We start from the raw sequence: 4,682 nt of genomic DNA, 5'->3' as shown, positions 1-4,682 counted from the left end.
CTTGCGGATAATGCGGTAAATAACCAGGCTACGGTGGATAAGACCCTGATCAGGTATGCCGAAGTATTGCTGATCTATGCGGAAGCTAAGTTTGAGCTTGCCGGTTCGATCAGTGATGCAGATCTGAACCTGACGATCAATGCGCTCCGGAACAGAGTAGGGTTTAATGTTCCGCTTACCAATGCTTTTGCGACCACCAATAACCTGGATATGAGGGATGAGATCAGGAGAGAAAGGTCAGTGGAACTGGCGCTGGAAAATTTCAGATATGATGACCTCATCCGCTGGAAAACTGCTGAGGTTGTATTGCCGCAGGAGATCCTGGGCGGGAAGTTCAACACAGTGGACTGGAATTTACCAAATCCGGGATCGCTCAGCCTCAATGCAAATGGTATTGTGATTGCTGAACCTGCCAGTGCCCGTTCCTTCAGGGCAGACCGCGATTACCTGTATCCTGTTCCTTTGAATGAGATCAGTCTGAGCGGTAACAATGTGGTTCAGAATCCAAACTGGTAATAGTCATTTATTAGAAAAATAAGAAAATGAAATCAAAAATAATAATAGCGGCAATGGCACTTCTGGTTGGTGTGCTTTCTGCTTGCGAAAAAAGAGATTATCTGCTGGGTATGCCGGAGTACGATCATCACTATTATATTGCTTATGTACCTTATACCAATGCCCAGATCATTGTAAACAAGAGTCAGGCCGCTTTAGTTAAATTTCCTGTGTCTTTCAATTCTTCATTTACAAGAAGTTATGATGCGGTTGCTCAGTATACCCTGACACCTGCGGTCATTACAGGGACTACTGCTGCGGTGTTGGGTACTGATTTTAACGTGGTAGACAGGAACGGAACCGTCATCAACCCGGTGGATGGTAAATATTCCATCGTCTTTCCTAAAGCTGTAAAGGCCAGGGACACCATTTACATTAAGCTGCTGAATAACCCGGCACCGGGTGCGCGTGCTGTAAATGTTGACCTGATCGAAAATGTAACATCCGAATACAGGGTGGATACGATGTCTGTGGCTTTCAGAAGACCGCTAAGGATCAATTAAACCTGAAATATAACCAAACAAAAACTACACGTATGAGCAAATTCTACTCAAGCAGTCGCTTGCCAGCCATGGCAATGCTGATTGTGTTTTTACTGACGGGCATGTTGGCTTATGGTCAGTCCATCCAGGTTACCGGAACGGTAAAGGATGAAAATGGAGGTGGTATTCCCGGCGTGAGCGTCCGGGTAAAAGATGCCAAAATCTCTGCACAAACAGATGCGAATGGTAAATATGCCATTGCTGTTCCCAATGCAGGATCGGTGCTGGTCTACAGCTATATCGGTCTGATCACTTACGAGACGGTTGCCGGTCAGCGTAAGGTCATTGACATAACACTAAAAGAAGACCTGTCTGATCTTGATGAGGTCGTGGTGACCGGATACGGAGAAAAGGTACGGAAGCGTGACCTGACGGGTTCCATTTCTTCGGTATCTGCCAAGGACATTGCGGAAAGACAGCCTTTAAACTTATTTGATGCTTTACAGGGCAAGGCGGCCGGGGTATTGGTGGTCAATGACAATGGTGAGCCGGGTGCTGAAGGATCAATTACGGTTCGTGGTCCGTCGACTTTTTCATCAGACGGCAATGGCACCGCGCCCTTGTATGTGGTGGATGGGGTGATCACTCCTAATGCTTCTGCGATCAATCCTAATGACATTCAGAGTGTTGAGGTGCTAAAGGATGCGGCATCTGCCTCGATATATGGTTCAAGGGCTGCGAATGGGGTAATCCTGATCACTACCAAGCGTGGCGAAGAAGGAAAGCCCAGGATCGATGTGCAGTATGTATATACGATGGGAAAAATTGCCCACAGCATTCAGCAATCCAATCCGGTTGACATCCGCAGGTACCGGGAGTTGCAGGGCCAGGTGAATGTGCTTATCGATTCTCTTAACCCTGGTTTGAACTCTGCCAATGACCTTCAGGACCTGCTACTGGGAAACCTGGCACAAAAACATGATGTGAAGGTTTCTTTGGCCGGCGGCCAAAAAGGGCTGACTTATGCGGTAAGCCTGAATTATCTGGATGATAAAGGTATTGCGTTAAATTCAGATGCAAAGCGGATCCAGTCGCGGATCAATGTGGATTACCAGGCCTCTAAGAAATTAAAATTCTCCAGTAATCTTTCTTTTTACCGGCAAACGGGAAATTTTGCCAGTATCGGGAATTCGATCAGGCCGGTATTTGACAGGCCGTCGAGCTACCTGATCTATTATCCTGACGGCAAGCTGACGAGTTTTATCAATAATAAGCGAAATCCGGTAGCCAATGCACTGCTGGAGACCAATACCAGGGAGGACTATAAGACCCAGTTTGTGACTTCTGCCAATTATGACATTTATAAAGACCTGAAGTTCACTGCTGCATTGAACGCACAGCTGGATAACGGGGAGCGCCTGAATTTCACACCAAGATATGTATTGAACCAGAATGGTGACAACAACGCTGCGACCAATATTTTCAACAAGAGATTTTATTATGAAGCCCAGGCTTATTTAAATTATAACAAGTCAATTGGCGACCATACGGTATCGGGTTCGTTGGGTGTGACCCGCGACAGGGGCAGGTTTAATAATGTGGAGCTTCGGGGAACGAACTTTATCCTGGAAAACATTAAAACCATTTCCGGTTCTAACCTGACCAACCTCACCCAGCAAAGATCGACTGCCAGTGCGGTATCAACGGGATCATATTTTGGCAGGGTTGGATACAGTTATAAGGGCAGGTATATAGTGCAGGGAGTTTACAGGAATGATGCTTCTTCCAGGTTCGGGATCAACAACAGGTCTGGCAGTTTTCTTGCCGGATCGGCTGCATGGCGTTTTACGGATGAGGGCTTTATGGCCTGGACCAGGAAAGTTCTGGAAGATGGTAAGCTGAGGTTCAGTTACGGCAGCGGGGGTAATGATGCCATAGGAGATTATGAATCCATTCCCCGCGTGGAACTGGGTGGAAACAGCTATAATGGTCTGGCGGGCGCGGCAACTACTGCGAGCTTTAGTAATCCTGACCTGAAGTGGGAAACTACTTATACCAAAAACCTCGGTCTTGATCTGAGTTTCTTAAAAGGCAGGCTTGGCTTTGTGTTTGATGGTTACATCAGAACTACTGATGACCTGCTTTACGACAGGCAGATGCCTAAAGAGACTGGTTATAACACCATTAAGGTCAATGTAGGTACGATAGAGAATAAAGGTCTGGAGTTTGCGGTAAGCGGTACACCAGTGCTCACCAAAAACTTTAACTGGACGGTAAATGCCAACGTTTCTTTTGAGCGTGGCAGGATCTTGAAATTGAACCAGGGTGAACAGTTCATTGCTACGGGTACTGGTGGAGTGAGTGGCGGTAACGCGACCTACCTGATCCGTGAAGGCGGCCGGATAGGTGATTTCTATGGCTGGAAAAATCAGGGTGTGTACCAGTATGATGCTTCTAATGCCTATACTCCTGATGGTAAAAAACTCACTCCTGTTGGCATTACGGTTAAATACCCGGTACGCGGTACGTCCGGTGATCCGGTAGCTTCTATTGCTGACCATTATGAGCTGGACGGACAGCTCTACGGCGGTGCTGTTGTCCAAAAGAAAAATAGTGACGGTTCTGTGCTCCTTGGCGGTGATACCGAATGGGAAGACGTCAATAACGATGGTTTCATCGATGAAGGTGACCGCCAGATCATTGGCAACTCACAATCAGATGTCTATTTTGGATTCGTCAACAACTTCAGCTACAAAAAATTCAGACTGTCGTTTATCATCAATGGTTCCGTGGGCGGCCAGGTTTACAACCAGTTCAAACAAAATCTGACCAATTATGCAAATAACGGCGGGCCTTCGTTGCCTGAAGCCATTTATGGCGCATGGACCCGCCAGGGTGATGTGGCTACTTATCCGTATTATCCGGATAAGAACACCCGGGGCAGTCAGCGCGGCGGCGGTAACAGTTATTTTCTGGAGAATGCCAGTTTCCTTAGGTTATCCAACGCGAGGTTTACCTACACATTTGATTCAAAGATCGCTAAGAAGGTTTTCTCAAAGAGCCTCTCTGCTTATGTGTATGGGGTGAACCTGGTTACCTACACCAACTATTCGGGATACGATCCTGAATTTACGCCTTCTTCAGGTTTGACACCGGGGGATGATACTGGCAGGTATCCTAAGAGAAGAGAACTTGGGTTTGGACTTAACATTGGATTTTAATTAAGATGAAGAAATTATTGAGTATTACTGTTTTAAGTGTATTGATTGCATTTGGCAGTTGCAAAAAAGCGGTGGATGAGCAGCCTATATCCGAGGGTTTGCTGAAGGATTTTCTGCACAACAAGATAGAAGCAGATGCGGCCATTGCGGGTATGTATGGCGAGTTTCAGCAAACGATGATTGGCGACGCACAGTTCAGGAACAGGATGACCTGGTGGGGTGAGGCGCGCTCGGATAACTGGGAAAGACGTGTTACCTATGCTTCTACGGCTACTAACGAAATTGATTTTAACGGTTTAACCGAAATTAATGAATATGCCGACTGGAGCTATCTGTACAGCACTATCGGCAGGGCAAATCTGCTGATCAAAAGATTGCCGGAGATTAAGCAGTTTACCCCGGTGGGTACGGTTGGAGCGCTGAT

3 protein-coding genes and 1 pseudogene are annotated in these 4,682 nt (G+C 46.7%); all 4 read left to right on the top strand.

Annotated elements, in window-relative coordinates; translation table 11 throughout:
* The coding region (locus tag VK541_RS02450; RefSeq protein ID WP_324366580.1) for a RagB/SusD family nutrient uptake outer membrane protein at window positions 1-516 on the top strand (516 nt) is incomplete at its 5' end.
* A gap of 26 nt (window positions 517-542) precedes the next feature.
* Entirely contained in the window at window positions 543-1,058 is a 516-nt protein-coding gene (locus tag VK541_RS02445) for a hypothetical protein (protein ID WP_324366578.1), read from the top strand.
* A gap of 32 nt (window positions 1,059-1,090) precedes the next feature.
* Window positions 1,091-4,258, top strand: coding sequence for a TonB-dependent receptor (locus VK541_RS02440; RefSeq protein ID WP_324366576.1), 3,168 nt, complete (start codon window positions 1,091-1,093; stop codon window positions 4,256-4,258).
* A gap of 5 nt (window positions 4,259-4,263) precedes the next feature.
* Window positions 4,264-4,682: pseudogene (locus VK541_RS02435) on the top strand (RagB/SusD family nutrient uptake outer membrane protein); the annotation flags it as partial.

The sequence above is a fragment of the Pedobacter sp. genome (assembly GCF_035317785.1).
Taxonomy (GTDB): Bacteria; Bacteroidota; Bacteroidia; order Sphingobacteriales; family Sphingobacteriaceae; genus Pedobacter.
Note: the sequence above shows the minus strand (reverse complement) of the source record. Positions and strands in the feature narration are given on the sequence as shown.